This is a genomic window from Mycobacterium sp. IDUB_17, from assembly GCF_055419465.1.
On record NZ_JBVAXS010000001.1, the window covers coordinates 120,729 to 139,005 of the forward strand.

General features: G+C 66.7%; 18 protein-coding genes. 10 read left to right on the forward strand and 8 right to left on the reverse strand.

Annotated elements, in window-relative coordinates:
• Window positions 1-57 precede the first annotated feature (57 nt).
• Window positions 58-1,089, forward strand: coding sequence for an ATP-dependent 6-phosphofructokinase (locus ACZYZ7_RS00620; protein WP_135453561.1), 1,032 nt, complete (start codon window positions 58-60; stop codon window positions 1,087-1,089).
• A gap of 8 nt (window positions 1,090-1,097) precedes the next feature.
• Here the strand turns inward: ACZYZ7_RS00620 and ACZYZ7_RS00625 are convergent, their stop codons facing one another.
• Window positions 1,098-1,790, reverse strand: a complete 693-nt coding sequence (locus tag ACZYZ7_RS00625) for an NAD(P)-dependent oxidoreductase (protein WP_450068704.1) — start codon at window positions 1,788-1,790, stop codon at window positions 1,098-1,100.
• Window positions 1,791-1,865: 75 nt separating this feature from the next.
• Here ACZYZ7_RS00625 and ACZYZ7_RS00630 point away from each other — a divergent pair, with 75 nt between their 5' ends.
• Window positions 1,866-2,339 carry a MarR family winged helix-turn-helix transcriptional regulator gene (locus tag ACZYZ7_RS00630; protein WP_450068705.1) on the forward strand — a complete coding sequence of 158 codons (474 nt, stop codon included), beginning with the start codon at window positions 1,866-1,868 and terminating at the stop codon, window positions 2,337-2,339.
• A gap of 26 nt (window positions 2,340-2,365) precedes the next feature.
• Complete coding sequence (gatB, locus tag ACZYZ7_RS00635; RefSeq protein ID WP_450068706.1) at window positions 2,366-3,877, forward strand: Asp-tRNA(Asn)/Glu-tRNA(Gln) amidotransferase subunit GatB; 1,512 nt, start codon at window positions 2,366-2,368, stop codon at window positions 3,875-3,877.
• A 7-nt stretch (window positions 3,878-3,884) separates the two neighbouring features.
• Here gatB and ACZYZ7_RS00640 read toward each other — a convergent pair whose 3' ends face one another.
• Together ACZYZ7_RS00640 and ACZYZ7_RS00645 are read right to left on the reverse strand one after the other, a co-directional pair.
• Complete coding sequence (locus ACZYZ7_RS00640; RefSeq protein ID WP_167857789.1) at window positions 3,885-4,544, reverse strand: TetR/AcrR family transcriptional regulator; 660 nt, start codon at window positions 4,542-4,544, stop codon at window positions 3,885-3,887.
• A 101-nt stretch (window positions 4,545-4,645) separates the two neighbouring features.
• Window positions 4,646-5,767: a PQQ-dependent sugar dehydrogenase gene (locus ACZYZ7_RS00645; RefSeq protein WP_450068707.1), complete on the reverse strand. Its 1,122-nt coding sequence runs from the start codon at window positions 5,765-5,767 to the stop codon at window positions 4,646-4,648.
• A 136-nt stretch (window positions 5,768-5,903) separates the two neighbouring features.
• On the opposite strand from ACZYZ7_RS00645, the gene ACZYZ7_RS00650 reads away from it, so the two are divergent.
• Window positions 5,904-6,746: a DoxX family protein gene (locus ACZYZ7_RS00650; protein WP_450068708.1), complete on the forward strand. Its 843-nt coding sequence runs from the start codon at window positions 5,904-5,906 to the stop codon at window positions 6,744-6,746.
• A 13-nt stretch (window positions 6,747-6,759) separates the two neighbouring features.
• On the opposite strand, the gene ACZYZ7_RS00655 is transcribed toward ACZYZ7_RS00650, so the two are convergent.
• The gene (locus tag ACZYZ7_RS00655; protein WP_450069243.1) at window positions 6,760-7,101 is read right to left on the reverse strand and encodes a PH domain-containing protein; all 342 of its coding nucleotides are present in this window, start codon (window positions 7,099-7,101) and stop codon (window positions 6,760-6,762) included.
• Between the two features lie 356 nt (window positions 7,102-7,457).
• Here ACZYZ7_RS00655 and ACZYZ7_RS00660 point away from each other — a divergent pair, with 356 nt between their 5' ends.
• The 3 genes from ACZYZ7_RS00660 (at window position 7,458) to ilvC (ending at window position 10,901) form a co-directional block, all read left to right on the forward strand.
• Window positions 7,458-9,320 carry an acetolactate synthase large subunit gene (locus ACZYZ7_RS00660; RefSeq protein ID WP_450068709.1) on the forward strand — a complete coding sequence of 621 codons (1,863 nt, stop codon included), beginning with the start codon at window positions 7,458-7,460 and terminating at the stop codon, window positions 9,318-9,320.
• A complete protein-coding gene (ilvN, locus tag ACZYZ7_RS00665) occupies window positions 9,320-9,832 on the forward strand; it encodes an acetolactate synthase small subunit (protein ID WP_135453568.1) in 513 nt (170 codons plus the stop codon). The genes ACZYZ7_RS00660 and ilvN overlap by 1 nt, the downstream gene beginning before the upstream one ends.
• Before the next feature lie 67 nt (window positions 9,833-9,899).
• Entirely contained in the window at window positions 9,900-10,901 is a 1,002-nt protein-coding gene (gene ilvC / locus ACZYZ7_RS00670) for a ketol-acid reductoisomerase (protein WP_210115643.1), read from the forward strand.
• Between the two features lie 71 nt (window positions 10,902-10,972).
• On the opposite strand, the gene ACZYZ7_RS00675 is transcribed toward ilvC, so the two are convergent.
• The 3 genes from ACZYZ7_RS00675 to ACZYZ7_RS00685 are packed head-to-tail and all read right to left on the reverse strand — an operon-like array spanning window position 10,973 to window position 13,398.
• The gene (locus tag ACZYZ7_RS00675) at window positions 10,973-11,311 is read right to left on the reverse strand and encodes a hypothetical protein (protein ID WP_450068710.1); all 339 of its coding nucleotides are present in this window, start codon (window positions 11,309-11,311) and stop codon (window positions 10,973-10,975) included.
• A 48-nt stretch (window positions 11,312-11,359) separates the two neighbouring features.
• Window positions 11,360-11,971 carry an NAD(P)H:quinone oxidoreductase gene (gene wrbA, locus ACZYZ7_RS00680; RefSeq protein ID WP_450068711.1) on the reverse strand — a complete coding sequence of 204 codons (612 nt, stop codon included), beginning with the start codon at window positions 11,969-11,971 and terminating at the stop codon, window positions 11,360-11,362.
• Window positions 11,968-13,398, reverse strand: a complete 1,431-nt coding sequence (locus ACZYZ7_RS00685; protein ID WP_450068712.1) for a phytoene desaturase family protein — start codon at window positions 13,396-13,398, stop codon at window positions 11,968-11,970. Before ACZYZ7_RS00685 ends, wrbA begins: the two co-directional genes overlap by 4 nt.
• 60 nt (window positions 13,399-13,458) lie before the next feature.
• On the opposite strand from ACZYZ7_RS00685, the gene serA reads away from it, so the two are divergent.
• A complete protein-coding gene (gene serA / locus ACZYZ7_RS00690; RefSeq protein WP_135453572.1) occupies window positions 13,459-15,045 on the forward strand; it encodes a phosphoglycerate dehydrogenase in 1,587 nt (528 codons plus the stop codon).
• Window positions 15,042-16,052, forward strand: coding sequence for a 3-isopropylmalate dehydrogenase (locus ACZYZ7_RS00695; RefSeq protein WP_135453573.1), 1,011 nt, complete (start codon window positions 15,042-15,044; stop codon window positions 16,050-16,052). The genes serA and ACZYZ7_RS00695 overlap by 4 nt, the downstream gene beginning before the upstream one ends.
• A gap of 84 nt (window positions 16,053-16,136) precedes the next feature.
• Here the strand turns inward: ACZYZ7_RS00695 and ACZYZ7_RS00700 are convergent, their stop codons facing one another.
• Window positions 16,137-17,096, reverse strand: coding sequence for a VWA domain-containing protein (locus tag ACZYZ7_RS00700; protein ID WP_463740036.1), 960 nt, complete (start codon window positions 17,094-17,096; stop codon window positions 16,137-16,139).
• 180 nt (window positions 17,097-17,276) lie between these two features.
• Here ACZYZ7_RS00700 and ACZYZ7_RS00705 point away from each other — a divergent pair, with 180 nt between their 5' ends.
• Window positions 17,277-18,275, forward strand: coding sequence for a VWA domain-containing protein (locus ACZYZ7_RS00705; RefSeq protein ID WP_450068714.1), 999 nt, complete (start codon window positions 17,277-17,279; stop codon window positions 18,273-18,275).
• The last annotated feature ends 2 nt before the right edge of the window (window positions 18,276-18,277 follow it).

Here is an 18,277-nt window from a genome sequence, read left to right on the forward strand (position 1 = left end):
GCGATTCTGCGTCTGCTCGAGCCGCTGAAACGGCCGGCGCGGGGCAAGATGGTGCCCATGCGCATCGGAGTTCTCACCGGCGGTGGTGACTGTCCTGGCCTGAACGCGGTGATCCGGGCGGTGGTGCGTACCTGCGACCAGCGCTACGGCTCGTCGGTGGTCGGATTCCTCGACGGCTGGCGAGGTCTGTTGGAGGATCGCCGCATCCAGCTGGCCAACGACGATCGCAATGACCGGCTGCTGGCCAAGGGCGGCACCGTGTTGGGCACCGCGCGGGTCAACCCGGACAAGCTGCGGGCGGGCCTGGACCAGATCAAGCAGACGCTCGAGGACAACGGGATCGACGTGTTGATCCCGATCGGCGGTGAAGGCACGTTGACCGCCGCACACTGGTTGTCCGAGGAGAATGTCCCGGTGGTCGGGGTACCCAAGACCATCGACAACGACATCGACTGCACGGACGTGACTTTCGGCCACGACACGGCCCTGCAGGTGGCGACCGAGGCCATCGACCGGCTGCACAGCACCGCCGAATCGCACCAGCGCGTCATGCTGGTCGAGGTGATGGGCCGGCACGCCGGCTGGATCGCGCTGAACGCCGGGATCGCCTCTGGCGCGCACATGACGCTGATCCCCGAGCAGCCCTTCGACGTCGAGGAAGTGTGTCGCCTGGTGAAGAAGCGGTTCCAGCACGGATCGTCACACTTCATCTGCGTGGTGGCCGAGGGTGCGAAGCCGGCCGAGGGCACCATGCAGCTGCGCCAGGGCGGCATGGATGAGTTCGGACACGAGAAATTCACCGGTGTGGCACAGCAATTGGCGCTCGAGGTGGAGAAGCGGATCAAGAAGGACGTCCGGGTCACGGTGCTGGGGCACGTCCAGCGCGGCGGCACCCCGACGGCGTATGACCGGGTGCTGGCCACCCGGTTCGGAGTGAACGCCGCCGACGCCGCGCATGCCGGCGAGTTCGGGATGATGGTGTCGTTGCAGGGGCAGGACATCGGCCGGGTATCACTGGCCGATGCGACCCGCCACCTCAAACTGGTACCGCAGTCTCGTTACGACGACGCCGCCGAATTCTTCGGCTAGGCCGGAGATCATGCGCTCTTGAGCGCTTCGCGGCGTAGCAGCTGCCACATGGACGGGGTGTCAACCGTCGTCGAAATCGTCACGGTCGCACCGGTTTCGGGTGATTCGGCCACCTTCAGCAAGTAGTCGGCGAGATCGGTGCGCGACGTGAACGCGCCGACCGGGTCGCGCCGGCCGGCGATGTATTCGGTGACGTCGGGCAGGTCGAACAGCCCGGACGGCCGCACGATCGTCCAGTTCAGTCCGCTGCCGGTAACGATGTCCTCCATCCTGCGCATGTCGGCGTAGAGGGTCTTGCCGAAGATGCGGCTGATCACGGGCTGGACCACGCGCAGCGCGAGCGGCGTATCGGTTCGGCCGGGGTAGTCGGCGATCGCGGTGGAGCTCACGACGGCCAACCGGTCGACTCCGGTGGCGCGCATCGCGGTGACGATGTTGCCGACCCCGACCGAGTAGGTGTCGACCGGATCCATGGTGAACGTGACACCCAGGGTGGACAGCACCGCGTCGGCGCCTTCGACTACGGCGCTGACCGCTGCTGCGTCGCGTACGTCGGCTTCGGCCACTGTGAGTGCGGCGTCGGTGAGCGGGAACTGTTCAGGGTGGCGCGTGACCGCCACGACGGTGTGGCCGGCGTCGAGGGCTCGGCGGGTGAGCAGACGTCCGGTTGCGCCGTTGGCGCCGAAGATGACGATTCGCATGTGAACTCCCGATATAGTCACTAATAGTGACAATCACTGTAGATGACAATCATCGGCAGTGCTAGTGTCCGCAGCGTGGCTGAGGAACCGATCGGTGTGTCCGCGCTCGACCAGCGCATACCGTTTCTGCTGTCCCAACTCGGCGCGTATGTGGCCGAGGGGTTCAAGGCCCGCCTCGAACCGCTGGGCCTGCATCCCCGGGCCACCGCAGTCCTGCTGGCGCTGGCCGCGGCCGACGGGCAGTCGCAGCGCGAGCTGTACGAACGCCTCGGTCTGCACCGCAACGTCATGGTCACGCTGATCGACACATTGGAAGCCGAAGGGCTCGTCGAACGCCGGCCGCACCCCGACGACCGGCGGGCATTCGCCGTGTCGCTGACCGAGCGGGCGCGCGAGCTGATCCCGGCGCTGGACGCCACGGGTCGTGCGCTCGAGGACGAGGTGACGGCGTCGTTGTCGGATGAGGAACGTGCCGCGCTGCGACACATTCTGCGGCGGCTGTCGGCCGCGGCCGGTCTGATCCCCGGCGTCCACCCCGGACTGGCCTGAAAAGCTGCCCAACTAGGATCGACACCATGTCTGTCGCTACCGCTGAACTCGTCGACTACGACGACGTCATCGCCGCCTACGAGCCCGTGATGGGCATGGAGGTGCACGTCGAGCTGTCCACGGCCACCAAGATGTTCTGCGGCTGCGCCAATCAGTTCGGTGCCGAGCCCAACACGCTGGTCTGCCCGGTCTGCCTCGGCCTGCCCGGCTCCCTGCCGGTGCTCAACGAGGCCGCCGTGGAGGCGGCCATCCGCATCGGTCTGGCGCTCAACTGCGACATCGCACCGTGGGGCCGGTTCGCCAGGAAGAACTACTTCTACCCGGACCAGCCGAAGAACTACCAGATCTCGCAATACGACGAGCCGATCGCGATCAACGGATACCTCGACGTTCCGCTCGATGACGGCACCACCTTCCGCGTCGAGATCGAGCGTGCGCACATGGAGGAGGACACCGGCAAGCTGACCCACCTGGGCAGCGACACCGGCCGCATCGCGGGCGCGACCACGTCGTTGGCCGACTTCAACCGCGCCGGCGTGCCGCTGATCGAGATCGTCAGCAGACCCATCGAGGGAACCGGGGCGCGTGCGCCGGAAATCGCCCGCGCCTACGTCACTGCCCTGCGGGATCTGCTGCGCGGCTTGGACGTATCGGATGTGCGGATGGACCAGGGATCGATGCGATGTGACTCGAACCTGTCTCTCAAGCCGATCGGCGCCGCCGAGTTCGGCACCCGCACCGAGACCAAGAACGTGAACTCGCTCAAGAGCGTCGAGGTTGCGGTCCGGTACGAAATGCGCCGTCAGGCAGCAGTCCTCAATTCCGGCGGCACCATCACCCAGGAGACCAGGCATTTCCACGAGGACGGCTACACCTCGCCGGGGCGCAGCAAGGAGACCGCGGAGGATTACCGCTACTTCCCCGAGCCAGACCTGGAACCGGTCGCTCCCAGCGCCGAGTTGGTCGAGCGGTTGCGCCAGACCATCCCTGAGCTGCCGTGGTTGGCGCGCAAGCGGATTCAGGAGGACTGGGGCATCTCCGACGAGGTGATGCGCGATCTGGTCAACGCCGGTGCGGTCGAGCTGGTGGCAGCCACCGTCTCACACGGCGCCTCCAGCGAGGCCGCCCGCGCCTGGTGGGGCAACTTCCTGGTGCAGAAGGCCAACGAGTCCCAGATCGAGCTCGACGCGCTGCCGATCACCCCGGCCCAGGTGGCCGCCGTCGTCAAGCTCGTCGACGAAGGCAAGCTGTCCAACAAACTGGCCCGCCAGGTGATCGAGGGCGTGCTGGCCGGCGAGGGAGAACCCGAGCAGGTGATGACCGACCGCGGGTTGGCGCTCGTGCGTGATGACTCGGTGATCCAGACCGCTGTGGACGAGGCGCTGGCCGCCAACCCGGACGTCGCGGAGAAGATCCGCGGCGGCAAGATCCAGGCCGCCGGTGCGATCGTCGGTGCGGTGATGAAGGCGACCAAGGGTTCGGCCGACGCCGCCCGGGTTCGTGAGCTGGTCCTGGCCGCGTGCGGCCAGAGCGGGTAATCGCCCGTCAGCGCACCGGACCGGCGAACATCGTCATCGCCGCGGCGGCATATTGCTCCAGTCGCTCGCGCGGGTAGTTGTCCGGATCGTGTACGGCCAGTCGGCCCAGCATCTCGGCGAATGAGAGCAGGGTGTGGCCGAGCAGCTCGGGGTCCAGCGCGGAAAGCCGGGGGTCCACCGCGATGCCGGCTTTCGCCATCTGCTCGAGCTGCGTGAGGATCTGGTTGCGGGCGTTGCGGACCGCCGCGCGGTAGTCCCGCGGAGTGCTGTCGGGCACGGTGAGGATGAGCCGCCAGCGCGTCGGGTTCTCCAACACGCAACGCAGGAACCCGGTGACGGTCGCGGTGTAGGCGTCCGTCGGGCCCGCGACGGACAGTTTCTTGGGCAGGGCGCTCAGTACCTGGCTCAGCCCGTTCTGGTGTTCGCGGATGAGCAAGGCGGTCACCAGCTCGGTGCGCGTCCGGAAAGCGGTGTAGAGGACAGGTTTGCCGACTCCGCCGGCCTCGGCGACCGCCTCCATCCTCAGCTCGTGCAAGGGGCAGTCGTGGAGCACGGTCATCGCCGCGTCCAGCAGTTGCTCGCGCCGTTCTTCACGCGGTAGCCGCGGTGCATATCTGCGGCGCTGGCGGTCAGGCACCCGGACAATGGTACGTGATAGGCGAACCATTTCTAAGGGCGCATCACGCACGTTGTATTCATCTCGACCCATTGACTCAGCCGGTCCCGGTCAGGCCCCGAGGGTCGATCTATGACGAAATGTCTTGTGCCTCAGGTGTTGTCGGCATTGCTGCGCGGGAAGCCGCCGCCCTGCGGGAAGAGCGGGAAGACGACGTCATCGAAGCTCTCGGCATCTCCGGCAGTTCGGTTCACCGTCGCACCCCACACGTTGCCGTCGGGGGAGAGCTGCAACGCCCAGGCGTGACCGCGCACGTTCTCCCGGACCACCTCCGGGTCGCCGGTGACCGCGCCGGTGTCGGGCGCCAGCCGTACGGCGACGGTCTTCTTGGAGTTGACCAGGTTGACCAACACCGTGCCCTCCAGGGCGGCGCACCCGGCGACTCCCGGTCGGTCCGGCCAGGTCCACACCGTGGACACCTTGGAATCCTTGGTGATCCGCTGCAGCCGATCTGCGCTCGGAGTGCGGTCGGTGACGTAGAGCGAGCCGTCCGACGAATCGACACACATGGCCCCGGCGGCGCCCAGACCGCTGAGCGCCGTGGTGACCGGGGCCTGGTTGACCGTGGTGGGCTGCTCGATGCGCAGCACCTTGCCGGCCAGTGATCCGGGATCGGCGCCCAGTGCCGGATCGCCCGCATCACCCGTCTGCACCAGCAGGGTGGTCTTGCTGGTGAAGGTCAGCGACCCCATATTGCCGCTGGCGCCCTTCGGGATGCCGGTGAGAATCGGCTTCGGCACGTCGCCGTCGGCAATGCGTATCACCCGGTTGTCGGTCGGCGTGCTGACGTACGCGTACATCAACCGGTCCTGGCCGTAGGTCGGCGACAACACGATGTCCATCAGACCGCCGTCACCGGACGGATCGACCGGGATCATCACCTTGACCTTCGGTTCGGCCTTCACCGACACCTGCTTGACCGCGCCGGTGAGCCGCTCGCCGACCAGGGCGGACTGGCTGTCGGGGAGCATGATCAAACCGCTGGTGCTGTCCAGGCAGCCCTGCATCACGCCCGTTGCCTTGCATTCCTTGGGGAACGGCTTGGCCGGCAGTGGTGGCGGAGGCGGTGGCGTCGTGGTCGGCCCCGGCTCCATCTTCGGTGCAGTGGTGAAAGGCTCGGACTGGGCCGCGTCGAAACGGGCACAGCCCGAACCGACCAGCATCGCGGCACACAGAACGGCGGCCACCCCCGTCATCCGCCGGCGCGATTTCATGCCCGCCAGATTACGGATGCCTCGGCAGTGCGCGCCACGTCGGCACCTTGTGCCGCATCCATAGCAGCCCGATACCAGGCAGAAGCGCCGGGGTAAATACCAGGATCGGACCGACCTTGCACTTACCCTGGCAGCTGTGACCAGTCACTCGCAGGACCCGCAAGCCTGGCAACGACCGGGTTACTCGGACGATTCCGCCAGGCCGGCCGGAGCCAGCCTGGTCGACCCGGAGGACGACCTGCCGTCGGCGGCGTACGGCGGGGACTTCGAAACCACCGCGATTCCGCGCTACGACTCCAAATCGGGCGACCAGTCGGCGTTCAGCCTGGTCGCCGACCCTGAGCCACTGCCGTATGTGCAACCGGGCGGACCAGCCCCGATCGGACCCTTCTCGGCCGAACCGGCCGAGATCGAGCGCGACGAATTCGTCGACGACCGCATCAAGGCCGCCGGGCGGCGGGGCACCCAGGACCTCGGTCTACTGATCCTGCGCGTGGCCCTCGGCGGGTTGATGATCATCCACGGCCTGCAGAAGGCGTTCGGTTGGTGGGGCGGCCCGGGACTGGACGGATTCAACGCCTCGCTGGGCGATATGGGCTTCAAGAACGCCGACATCCTGACCTATGCGGCCACCGGAGGTCAGATCGCCGCCGGTGTCCTACTGGTTCTCGGGCTGTTCACGCCGATCGCGGCTGCCGGCGCACTGGCCTACCTGATCAACGGGTTGCTCGCCACGGCGATGGCGGCCCATGAGCAGGCCCGGCTCTCGGAAGTCATCACCGACGGCACCGAATACCGGATGATCGTCGTCGTGGCCGCGGCCGCCATAATCCTGACCGGCCCGGGTCGCTACGGATTCGACGCCGGTCGAGGCTGGGCCCGGCGACCCTTCGTCGGATCCTTCGTGGCCCTGTTGCTCGGAGTGGCCGGCGGCATCGCCATCTGGGTGCTGCTCAACGGCGGCAACCCGCTCGCCTGACAGAGCTGAGCCGTCAGGCGTAGGGATTCGGTACTCGGCCGCCGCTCACCTCGGTAAGCAACGGCAGCGTGGCGAACGTCACGGCGGGCAGGCGCAAGTCGGTTCCGTCGTTCAACTCGGCAATCGCCCATGACGACCGGTCGAACCGCAGTCCCTTGATATCGCCCCACGGCACCGTGCGGCTGCGCGTCAGAGAACGTGCGGTGACGGTGTCGGCATCGACAGTGGTGCGGTACCGGACGATGGCCGTGGACAAGGCAATCGGAATCACCAGCAGTACCGAGAATGAAGTCGGATTGCTCAGCACCAGGGTCAGTAGGCCGAGCGTCAGGAAGCCGACTGCCAGGTGCGCCATGGGCGATATCCGGATGACGACAGGGGCGGTTGCCGAACGTGCGCTCACGGGTTCATCCTTGCACCAGCCGAAGTGCGGTCCTCGCCCATCACCCCGTCTCCGGCGGCAATTTGACCTTTAACCTGTACGGCAGCTACCGTCGGGTGCTATGCAGACCCCCGGATTGCTCGTAGTAATTGGTTGGCGCGTTGATGCCGCGCTGGCCCTCTGCCGGGCATAGCAAAACGCATCGACGCGCCACCCTCGTACAGCTGCCAGCTGACGGGGGTTTTTTGTTTGCCCACAAGTGCACCGGAATCATTGGAAAATTAAAACTTCCTGAACAGGAATGTGACGCAGACCGTGAAGAGGACATCGTGAGCGCACCGACAACGCGACCGCCGGCCCGGTCGGGATCAGCGCCTGCCAATGGCGCAGCCAAGGCCAAATCAGAATCCGGGCAGCCCAATCGGGTTGCTCCGCAGCAGCTCACCGGTGCCCAGGCGGTCGTCCGGTCGCTGGAAGAGCTCGGCGTCGACGTCGTGTTCGGCATCCCCGGCGGCGCCGTGCTGCCGGTTTACGATCCGCTGTTCGACTCGCAGAAGCTGCGCCACGTGCTGGTCCGCCACGAGCAGGGGGCCGGCCACGCGGCCAGCGGCTACGCGCACGCCACCGGCAAGGTCGGCGTGATGATGGCGACGTCGGGCCCCGGCGCGACCAACCTGGTCACCCCGCTGGCCGATGCCCAGATGGACTCCATCCCGGTGGTGGCCATCACCGGGCAGGTGGGTCGCGGCCTGATCGGCACCGACGCCTTCCAGGAAGCCGACATCTCCGGCATCACCATGCCAATCACCAAGCACAACTTCCTGGTGCGCAACGGTGACGACATCGCCCAGGTGATGGCCGAGGCCTTCCACATCGCCAGTTCTGGGCGCCCGGGTGCGGTGCTCGTCGACATCCCCAAGGACATCCTGCAGGGCCAGTGCACCTTCTCGTGGCCGCCGCAGATGGATCTGCCCGGCTACAAGCCGAACACCAAACCGCACAGCCGTCAGGTGCGCGAGGCCGCCAAGCTGATCGCCGCGGCCCGCAAGCCGGTGCTCTACGTCGGCGGTGGTGTCATCCGCGGTGAGGCCAGTACCGAGCTGCTCGAACTGGCCGAGCTGACCGGTATCCCGGTCGTCACCACGCTGATGGCCCGTGGCGCGTTCCCGGACAGCCACCCGCAGCACCTGGGGATGCCGGGCATGCACGGCACCGTGGCCGCCGTGGGTGCATTGCAGAAGAGCGACCTGCTGATCGCCCTGGGCACCCGGTTCGACGACCGGGTCACCGGCCAGCTGTCCTCGTTCGCCCCTGAGGCGAAGGTGATCCACGCCGACATCGACCCCGCGGAGATCGGCAAGAACCGGCACGCCGACGTGCCGATCGTGGGTGACGTGAAGGCTGTCATCACCGATCTCATCGAGGTGCTGCGCCGCGACGGAACCACCAGCGCCGCACTGAAAATGGACAGCTGGTGGGAGTACCTGTCGGGCCTCAAGTCGACCTACCCGCTGAGCTACGGTCCGCAGAGCGACGGCAGCCTCAGCCCCGAGTACGTCATCGAGAAGCTGGGCCAGATCGCCGGACCGGAAGCGATCTACGTCGCCGGTGTGGGTCAGCACCAGATGTGGGCCGCGCAGTTCGTCAAGTACGAGAACCCGAAGACTTGGCTGAACTCCGGCGGGCTGGGCACCATGGGCTTCTCCGTCCCCGCGGCTATGGGCGCCAAGTTCGCCCGCCCCGAGGCCGAGGTGTGGGCCATCGACGGCGACGGCTGCTTCCAGATGACCAACCAGGAACTGGCCACCTGCGCCATCGAAGGTGCACCGATCAAGGTGGCGTTGATCAACAACGGCAACCTCGGCATGGTGCGGCAGTGGCAGACGCTGTTCTACGACCAGCGCTACAGCCAGACCGATTTGGCTACGCACTCACGCCGGATCCCCGACTTCGTCAAGCTGGCCGAGGCGCTGGGTTGCGTCGGACTGCGCTGCGAGCGGGCCGAAGACGTCGAGGACGTCATCAACCAGGCCCGGGCCATCAACGACCGCCCGGTGGTCATCGACTTCATCGTCGGTGCCGACGCGCAGGTGTGGCCGATGGTCGCCGCCGGTACCAGCAACGACGAGATCATGGCGGCCCGCGATATCCGGCCGCTGTTCGACGAGAACGATGAAGAGGGGCATGCCTGATGAGCAACTCCACCCCCACCCACACCCTGTCGGTGTTGGTCGAGGACAAGCCCGGCGTGCTCGCCCGGGTGGCCACGCTGTTCTCCCGTCGCGGCTACAACATCCAGTCCCTGGCTGTGGGTGCCACCGAGCAGAAGCACCTGTCGCGGATGACGATCGTGGTCAGCGTCGAGGAATCGCCGCTGGAGCAGATCACCAAGCAGCTCAACAAGCTGATCAACGTGATCAAGATCGTCGAGCAGGAGGACGACAATTCCGTCTCGCGCGAACTCGCCCTGATCAAGGTGCGGGCCGATGCGACCAACCGCGGCCAGGTCATCGAAGCAGTGAACCTGTTCCGCGCCAAGGTCGTTGATGTTTCGACCGAGTCCCTGACGGTCGAGGCGACCGGTACGGCGGAGAAGCTGGAGGCCCTGCTGCGGGTCCTGGAGCCCTACGGTATCCGCGAGATCGCACAGTCCGGCATGGTGTCGGTCTCGCGCGGACCCCGTGGTATCAGCGCAGTGAAGTAAGCACGTCAAGTAGCGTTAATCGGCTGTAGAGCTAGAAAGAGAAGGAATATTTCGCATGGCAGTTGAGATGTTTTACGACGCCGACGCGGACCTGTCGATCATCCAGGGTCGTAAGGTCGCCGTCATCGGCTACGGCAGCCAGGGGCACGCGCATTCGCTTTCGCTGCGCGACTCGGGCGTGCAGGTCAAGGTCGGTCTGAAAGAGGGCTCGAAGTCCCGCGTCAAGGTCGAGGAGCAGGGCCTCGAGGTCGACACCCCGGCCGAGGTGGCCAAGTGGGCCGACGTGATCATGGTGCTCGCACCCGATACCGCGCAGGCCGAGATCTTCAAGAACGACATCGAGCCCAACCTGGAGGACGGCAACGCGCTGTTCTTCGGCCACGGCCTCAACATCCACTTCGGTCTGATCAAGGCCCCGGCCAACGTCACCGTCGGCATGGTCGCCCCCAAGGGCCCCGGCCACCTGGTGCGTCGCCAGTTCGTCGACGGCAAGGGCGTGCCCTGCCTGATCGCCGTCGACCAGGACCCCAAGGGCGAGGGCCAGGCCCTGGCGCTGTCCTACGCCGCCGCGATCGGTGGTGCCCGCGCCGGCGTCATCAAGACCACCTTCAAGGAAGAGACCGAGACCGACCTCTTCGGTGAGCAGGCCGTGCTCTGCGGCGGCACCGAGGAACTGGTCAAGGCCGGCTTCGAGGTCATGGTCGAGGCGGGCTACGCCCCGGAGATGGCCTACTTCGAGGTGCTGCACGAGCTCAAGCTCATCGTCGACCTGATGTACGAGGGTGGCATCGCCCGCATGAACTACTCGGTGAGCGACACCGCGGAGTTCGGCGGCTACCTGTCGGGTCCGCGCGTCATCGATGCCGACACCAAGCAGCGTATGCGGGACATCCTGACCGACATCCAGGACGGCACCTTCGTCAAGCGCCTGGTCGCCAACGTCGAGGGCGGCAACAAGGAGCTCGAGGCGCTGCGCAAGGCCAACGCCGAGCACCCGATCGAGGTCACCGGCAAGCAGCTGCGCGACCTGATGAGCTGGGTCGACCGGCCGATCACCGAAACGGCCTAATTTTTCACGCTGACTGGCCAGTTATTGCACGCAAGCATTGAAAGCGCGTGCAATAACTGGCCTTTCGCGTTCTAGACAATTCGGTAGCCGAGCGCGGCCAGCGTGCGGGACACGTTCCTGCCGTCGGCGCTTCCGGGCAGCTTCCCGGTACCGTCGATCTGCAGACCTTCACCGACCACGCCGTAGAGCTCGGTCGACACCGGATCGTCAGGCTCGGCCGGCTCGATCCGACCATCCGGGTAGATGCACTGCGCGCGCATGGCCCACAGCTGTTGTGAAGCGGCGACGACGTTGTAGCCGTGCAACGGCGGACTCACGTGATAGAGCTCCAGGTCACCCACCGCGAACAACGTCATGATCGGATCCGTGTGCGGGACGGTTCCCACCAACCGCGCGAAGCCCGTGTTCACCGTTCAAATCTAAGCGGTCCCGGCAGGGCTGCGGCGCAGCAGTTCTCGTCAGGAGCTCAGGCGCGCAGTCACGCTGACCACACGACGGGCCAGGTGATCCAGCGCGTCGTAGGTGGCGTCGTCGAATTCGCTGATGTTGTCGTGGTTGGCGATCAGGCTCGCGCCGTACGGGTTGCCGTCGACGAATTTCAGCGGGTCCGTGTAGCCCGGCGGCACGATGATCCCACCCCAGTGCATCAACGTGACGTACAGCGTCAGCAGCGTGGTCTCCTGCCCGCCATGGGCGGTGTTGGTCGAGGTGAACCCGGCGTAGACCTTGTCGGCGAGCTTGCCCTGCGACCAGAGGCCGCCGAGCGAGTCCAGAAATCCCCGCAATTGCGAAGCGACAGAACCGAATCGGGTGGGGGAGCCGAAGATCACCGCGTCCGCCCACACGATGTCGTCACCGGTGGCGCGCGGTTGATCTTTGGTGGCTTCGTAATTGGCGGTCCAGGCCGGATTGTGGGCGAAGGATTCCGGGGCGGCGGTCTCGGCAACAGGGCGCAGCCGCACCTCGGCACCCGCGGCTTCCGCAGTGGCGGTGACGCGTCGGGCCATCGTGGTGCCGTGGCCGGTCGCGGAGTAGTAGATGACGGCGACCTTGGGCTGGGTGGTGGTCATGGCGCCAGCTTAGGCAGATCCTTGATGCCGAACTCGCGTTTCAAGACGGTGCGGGCCGCGTAGAACCCGGCCATCCCGTGCACGCCACCGCCGGGCGGGGTGGCCGACGAGCACAGGTAGACCTTGGGGATCGGTGTGGTCCAGGGATCGAACCGCGGAGTGGGTCCCAGCAGAGCGCTGGCCATGTTGTTGCCGCCGACCCCGATATCGCCGCCGACCAGATTGGCGTTGTGTTCGTCCATCCGCGACGCCGGCACGCTGCGTACGGCGACCACGACATCGCGAAAGCCCGGGGCGAACCGTTCGAAGATCCCGATGACGGTCTCGGCCATGTCCAGCGTGGAGTTGTTGGGTACGTGGACGTAGGTCCACAACGGGCGGCGGCCGGCGTCATCGATGCGGGAGGGGTCGGCGATATGGGGGAGTGCGGCCAGCACCATGGGCCACTCGGCGTGGCGGCCTGCGGCGATCTCGGACTCGGCCAGCGCCATCTGGGCGCGGCTGCCGCCCAGGTGCAGCGTCGGTGCCAGGACCAGACGTGGGTCACGCCAAGGTATCTCGCCGCTCAGCACGAAATCGACCTTCGCTACCCCCGGCCCGTAGGTGTAACGGCCCAATGCCCGGGCGTAGCGAGGCGGCAGGGTCTGGCCGTAGATCGACAGCAGCGCGGTCGGTGCGGTGTCGTAGAGGACCACTCCCGACGGCGGTTCGGTGACCTCATGTCCGAGGACCAGTTCGCCGCCGTGTGCGGTGAGATCGGCGATCAGCGCATCGGGGATGGCCTGGGATCCGCCGAGCGGGATGGGCCATCCCACCGCGTGTCCCAGTGTTGCCAGCATCAACCCGGCGCCTCCCGAAACCAAGGACGGCATTGTTGAGATCGTGTGTGCGGCAACACCACTGAACAGTGCGCGGGCATCCTCGCCTTTGAGTGACCGCCACAGCGGGGTGCCCTGGGCCAGGAGTCGGGGTGCGACGCGCACCGCCGCGCCCAGAGACGGGGGTATCGACCGTTTGTCGCCGAGGATGAGGCCCACCACGCCATCGCAATCGGCGGCCAGTGGGCCGAGTAGCCGTCGCCAGGAATCTCCCGAGTCCAATTCGGCGCAGGTGCGCTCGATGTCGCGGTAGCCGACCGCGGCGGGCCGGTCGGTCAGCGGGCTGGCATAGGAGATCTCGGGGACGGCCAGGCGCACCCCGCGGGCCTGCAGGTCGTAGGCGGCGAAGAACGGCGACGCCAGCGCCAGCGGATGTACTGCCGAACAGATGTCGTGGCTGACGCCCGAAAACTCTGGGTCGCTCACGGTGCGGGCGCCGCCACCCGGGGTCGGCTGCGCTTCGATCACGCGTACCGACAGTCCGGCTCGGGCGCAGATGACAGCGGCGGACAAGCCGTTGGGGCCGCTGCCGACGATTGTGACGTCCACGCCCATCAGTACACCGCACGCGGTTCGGCTGTGGTAGGGCCCACACATTAGGCTGTCCGCGTGAGTCTTCCCGTTGTTTTGATTGCCGACAAGCTCGCGGAATCGACCGTCGCCGCCCTCGGCGACCAGGTAGAGGTCAGGTGGGTCGACGGTCCGGACCGCGAGAAGCTGCTCGCTGCCGTGCCGGAAGCCGACGCGCTTCTGGTGCGTTCCGCCACCACGGTCGACGCCGAGGTCATTGCCGCGGCCCCCAAGCTCAAGATCGTCGCCCGCGCAGGCGTCGGCCTGGACAACGTCGACGTCGACGCCGCGACCGCCCGCGGGGTGCTCGTGGTCAACGCGCCGACCTCCAACATCCACAGCGCCGCCGAGCACGCCCTGGCCCTGCTGCTGTCCACGGCCCGGCAGATCCCCGCCGCTGACGCGACCCTGCGCGATCACACCTGGAAGCGGTCGTCGTTCTCGGGCGTCGAGATCTTCGACAAGACCGTCGGCGTCGTCGGCCTGGGCCGCATCGGGCAGCTGGTCGCCCAGCGCCTCGCCGCCTTCGGCGCGCACATCGTGGCGTACGACCCCTACGTCTCGCAGGCCCGCGCCGCACAGCTCGGCATCGAGTTGCTGCCGCTGGACGAGCTTCTCGGCCGCGCCGACTTCATCTCGGTGCACCTGCCCAAGACCAAGGAGACCGCAGGCCTGCTGGGCAAGGAGAACCTGGCCAAGACCAAGCCGGGCGTCATCATCGTCAACGCCGCCCGCGGCGGCCTGATCGATGAGCAGGCCCTGGCCGACGCCATCACCAGCGGCCATGTGCGCGCCGCCGGCCTCGACGTCTTCTCGACCGAACCGTGCACCGACAGCCCGCTGTTCGAGCTGCCCCAGGTTGTCGTGACCCCGCACCTGGGCGCCTCGACCTCTGAGGCGCAGGACCGGGCCGGTACCGATGTGGCCGCCAGCGTGAAGCTGGCGCTGGCCGGCGAGTTCGTGCCGGACGCGGTCAACGTCGGCGGCGGATCCGTCGGCGAAGAGGTCGCGCCGTGGCTGGACCTGGTGCGCAAGCTCGGTCTGCTGGCCGGTGCCCTGTCCGACGCGGCCCCGGTGTCGCTGTCCGTGCAGGCGCGTGGCGAGCTGGCTTCCGAAGACGTTGAGATCCTGAAGCTGTCGGCGCTGCGTGGGTTGTTCTCCGCGGTGGTCGACGAGCAGGTGACGTTCGTCAACGCGCCGACACTGGCCGCCGACCGTGGCGTGGCCTCCGAGATCAGCACCGCCACCGAGAGCCCGAACCACCGCAGCGTGGTCGATGTACGTGTCGTGCACGCTGACGGCAGCGCGCTGAACGTGGCGGGCACCCTGTCCGGGCCGCAGCTGGTCGAGAAGATCGTCCAGATCAACGGACGCAACTTCGACCTGCGGGCCGAGGGCTACAACCTCATCGTCCACTACAACGATCAGCCGGGCGCGCTCGGCAAGATCGGCACCCTGCTCGGTGGCGCCAACGTCAACATCCTGGCCGCGCAGCTGAGCCAGGATGTCGAGGGCGACAGCGCCATCGTGATGCTGCGGCTGGATACCGATGTGCCCGAGGATGTGCGTTCCGCGATCGCCGCTGCGGTTGACGCCACGACGCTGGAAGTGGTCGACCTGTCATGAAACTCGCTGTCATCGCCGGCGACGGCATCGGTCCGGAGGTCATCGCCGAGGCACTGAAGGTGCTCGACGCGGTACTGCCCGGTGTGGACCGGACGGAATACGACCTGGGTGCGCGGCGCTACCACGCGACCGGGGAGACCCTGCCCGAGGGCTTTGTCGACGAGCTCAAGGGCTACGACGCAATCCTGTTGGGCGCCATCGGTGATCCCTCTGTGCCCAGTGGTGTGCTCGAGCGCGGACTGCTGCTGAACATGCGGTTTGCGTTGGACCACCATGTGAACCTGCGCCCGTCGCGGTTGTTCGCCGGGGTTTCCAGCCCGCTGGCGGGCAACCCGGAGATCGACTTCGTGGTGGTGCGCGAGGGCACCGAGGGTCCCTACACCGGAACCGGCGGCGCGATCCGGGTGGGCACCCCGCACGAGGTTGCCACCGAGGTGTCCACCAACACCCGGTTCGGTGTGGAGCGCGTGGTGCGCTACGCGTTCGAGAAAGCCCGCGCTCGGCGCAAACACCTCACTCTGGTGCACAAGAACAACGTGCTGGCGTTTGCCGGCTCTCTGTGGAAGCGCACCGTCGATGAGATCGGTGCGGAATACCCGGACGTCGAGACGGCTTACCAGCACATCGATGCCGCAACCATCCACATGGTCACCGACCCGGGCCGCTTCGACGTGATCGTCACCGACAACCTGTTCGGCGACATCATCACCGACCTGGCGGCCGCGGTGTCCGGCGGTATCGGCCTGGCCGCATCGGGCAACATCGATGCGACGGGCACCAACCCGTCGATGTTCGAACCGGTGCACGGCAGTGCTCCGGATATCGCCGGGCAGGGTCTTGCCGATCCGACCGCTGCGGTGATGAGCGTGGCGCTGCTGCTGACCCACCTCGGGGAAACCGACGCGGCGGCGCGGGTCGACAAGGCTGTCAGCGAGCACCTGGCCACCCGTGGTGACGCCAAGCTCTCGACCAGCGAGGTCGGCGAGCGCATCCTGTCGCTGCTGTAAAGATCTCTGCCGAGCAGACGCAAAGTGCCCCAGATCGCTTGATTTGGGGCACTTTTACGTCTGCTCGCGGCATCGGCGGCGTCGCTACACCGGCAGCCTGCGGTTGACCAGCAACGCGCACCCGGCGGCGGCGAGCGCGGCCAATGCGCCGGCCCGCAGCCACCAGCCGCGATCGGGGCCGCTGATCGTCTGATATCCGATCTGCTGCTGGATCGCTTGATAGTTGTGGTTCAGCTCATCGATGTCGGTGGCGGTGTAGGACTCACCACCGGACAACGTGGCGATGCGCTTGAGCATCTCGTCGTCGACGGGTACCGGCACCTGATTGTTCTCGAGGGCGACCCAGCCGTCCTTGGTGCCGAACGCAATCGTGGACACCGGCACGCCTTGATCTTTCGCGGCGCGTGCCGCGGTGTAGGCGCCACGCGGGTTGTCGGGATTGGCGGGTTTGTTTGCCGCGCCATCGGACTCGAGCACGATCCGCGCGGGCGGAGCATCGGAGTTATCGGCCGCGAGTACCTGGCCGACAGATGAAATCGATTGCAGTGCAGTGAATATTGCTTCACCTGTGGCTGTCGCGTCGTTGAGGCTCAGGTGGTCGAGGGCCTGCACCGTGGCTTCGTGATCCGGCGTCGGTGAGACCAGTAGGGCAGCGTTACCCGCGAAAGCCACCAGGCCCAGGTTCACCCCGGGTGTGAGCTGTTCGGCGAACTGTTTGGCGGCGTCCTGGGCTGCCGCCAGACGTGTGGGGGTGACATCGGTGGCACCCATCGACCGGGACTCGTCGATGACGAGCATGATCACCGCACGGTTGCGAGGGATGCGGATCTCGCGCGTCGGCCCCGCCAGCGCCACGGTGAGCAGGACCAGTGAGCACAGCCCGAGTGCCACCGGTAGATGACGTTTCCACCGGCGCGGCGCGGTGTGGCCGGTGAACCGACGAAACAGACGTTGTCTGCGGATCTGGGCGACGACATAGAGCACCAGCAGCGCAACCGGCACCGCCAGCAGCGCCAGCCAACCCGGTTCAGACAGCGCCCTCATCAGCAGCGCCTCCTTGTCCGGGCCAGGCGAACGGAACTATCGGCCGAGTCGAATCTCACGTTGACACCATCCGTTCCATTGCGCTGCGTCCGGTCGGGCCAGCGGGCGCACTCCTGATTCAGTTATATACTCAAGCAATCGTTTGATCGTTGTGGGTTGCACCGAAAGGCCGGAATTCTCGTGCTGAACGACCTGAGCCTGTCCGGGTTTGCCCATCCTTTGTACTTCCTGTGCCTGCTCGCCGTCGTGGCGATTGCTGTCGCCTACCTGTGGGTGCAGCGAACCCGGCGGAAGCGCGTGTTGCGGTTCGCCAACATGGAGGTGCTCGAGCAGGTCGCTGCCGCACAGACGCCAAGCCGTTGGCGTCACCTGCCCGCCGCGCTGCTCGTTTCTGCACTGGCCTTGATGACCACCGCGATGGCCGGCCCGACTGACGACATCCGTGTCCCGCGGAATCGCGCGGTGGTCATGTTGGTCATCGACGTATCCGAATCGATGGCCGCCACAGACGTGCCGCCGAGCCGGATCGAGGCAGCCCGCGATGCGGCGACTCACTTCGCCGACCAACTCACCCCGGGGATCAACCTCGGACTGGTCAAATTCTCTTCGAGTGCTGTGATGCTGGTGGCCCCCACAGCGGATCACGATGCCGTCAAGCGCGCGGTCGCCACGCTGCAACCCGAGCCACGCACCGCGACCGGCGAGGGGATCTTCACCGCACTGCAGGCCATCGCTACGGCCGGGGCGGTAATGGGCGGAGGCGATGGCCCACCGCCGGCCAGGATCGTGCTGGAGTCTGATGGCAAGGAGACGGTGCCCGGGAATCCGGACGATCCGCGCGGTGCGTTCTCTGCGGCACGAGCCGCACGCGACCAGGACGTGCCGATCTCGACGATTTCGTTCGGAACCCCTTACGGCACTGTGAATATGGAGGGCCAGCAGATACCGGTTCCCGTCGATGACAGCACCCTGCAGAAGATCGTCGAGATCAGCCACGGTCAGGCCTATCACGCGGGCAGTCTCGATGAACTCAATTCGGTCTACTCAGAATTGGAGCAGCAGGTCGGGTATGAGACGGTGCGCGGGGATGCCAGCGCCGGTTGGATCGGGTTGTCGCTCTTGGTGATGACAGCCGCGGTGACTACGGGCATTCTCGTCAATCGGCGGCTACCGTTGTAGGA